This is a genomic window from Secundilactobacillus sp. MJ173, from assembly GCF_059704265.1.
On the sequence record NZ_BAAKGN010000047.1, the window covers coordinates 1 to 1,561 of the forward strand.

Genomic DNA, 1,561 nt, shown 5'->3' on the forward strand with positions numbered 1-1,561 from the left:
GATTTTTATCAGGGCGCTTTTTAATAGCTTTTAACACTTAATCTATCTTTCAACTGAAGACGTTTTCGGTTTATCAAACGTCGCCGCATATTCCGTTGCTTGCTTCTCATTAAACTCGTTTTCTGATTTAGCAATCACAACCGAGGCCAACGAATTACCAACCACATTAACAGCGGTCCGTCCCATATCCACCAGACGGTCAATTCCGGCAATAAAGGTTAAGCCGGCCATTGGTACGCCAATTGTAGAAATGGTTGCCAGCAGGACCACGAATGAGGCACCTGGTACGCCCGCCATCCCCTTTGAAGTAATCATTAAGACAACTAACAGGGTAATCTGCTGACCCAGGCTAAGGTGAATATGGTAAGCCTGAGCAAGGAACAAAGCAGCCAATGATTGATAAATTGCCGAACCATCAAGGTTGAATGTATAGCCAGTAGGAATCACAAACGACACGATTCCTTGGCTGACACCAAATTTATCCATTTTATCAATGATTCGTGGTAAAGCAGCCTCTGAACTTGCCGTTGAGAAAGCTAAGACGACTTCATCTCGAATCACTTTAAGTAAGGTAAAGATATTCAAGCCGAATAACCGGCCAACTAATCCCATAACAACAAGTATGAAAACCGCCATTGTGGCATAAGCAAGGAAGATAAAGTATCCTAGCGGCGCTAACGCCGACAGTCCCATTTGAGCAACCGTAACCCCGATTAGCGCACAAACACCAATTGGTGCGGCGTGCATTACCCAATTTGTGACTTTAAACATGACTTCAGAAACAGCTTGAAGAAAGTCAATAATGATCTTACCCTGCTCACCAATCGCTGCAGTCCCTAAGCCAAAGAAAACACTAAAGAAGATCACCGGCATCATGTCACCGGTACTAAGTGCATTAAAGAAATTGGTTGGGATAATTCCTACTAACGTTGCCCAAATACCGCTATGCTCTTTTGCTGTTTTTGCTGTGGAAACATACTGGCTAATATCTTGAGAATGTAGTTGATGAATATTAATGAAATCACCAGGGTGAAAAACATTCGCAACAACTAACCCTAGAATAATGGCAACTGTAGTCATTAATTCGAAATAAATCAGTGTTTTACCGCCAATACGGCCAAGTTTCTTGATATCCCCCATATTAGCGATACCTACTGTCAAACAAGAAACGACAATTGGCAGGACAATCATTTGAATCAAACTAATAAACATGTTACCAATGTTCTGCATTGCTGTAATCGCCGTTTTATTCTGATAAAAAACAACTCCCAGAATAATCCCTAGCACTAACCCAATCATAATCTGCCAGCCTAAGGTTAAGCGATAACCTCGATAACGCTTCATTTTCGAGCCCCTCAATCTAATTAATTATTGCACTTCCTTATTATTTTATCATATTCTGAGAATGCTTGAGTGTCTCATTTTTTGAGTTCACAAGCTACCTGTTTGTAAACGTTGATTTAGCAACGTTTATGAATAAACCTCTTATTAAATTAATTTGTATTCAGTTCATATTCATTCTTATCTGTTTCAAAATACCACAAAAAAACAGCCATCGATT

Annotated in this window: 1 protein-coding gene; it reads right to left on the reverse strand. The window is 40.1% G+C overall.

What is annotated here, in order from left to right; translation table 11 throughout:
- Positions 1-42 precede the first annotated feature (42 nt).
- Positions 43-1,344 (reverse strand): cation:dicarboxylate symporter family transporter, encoded by a 1,302-nt coding sequence (locus tag AC6H04_RS07605; RefSeq protein WP_497571123.1) that lies wholly within the window; start codon positions 1,342-1,344, stop codon positions 43-45.
- Between the last annotated feature and the right edge of the window lie 217 nt (positions 1,345-1,561).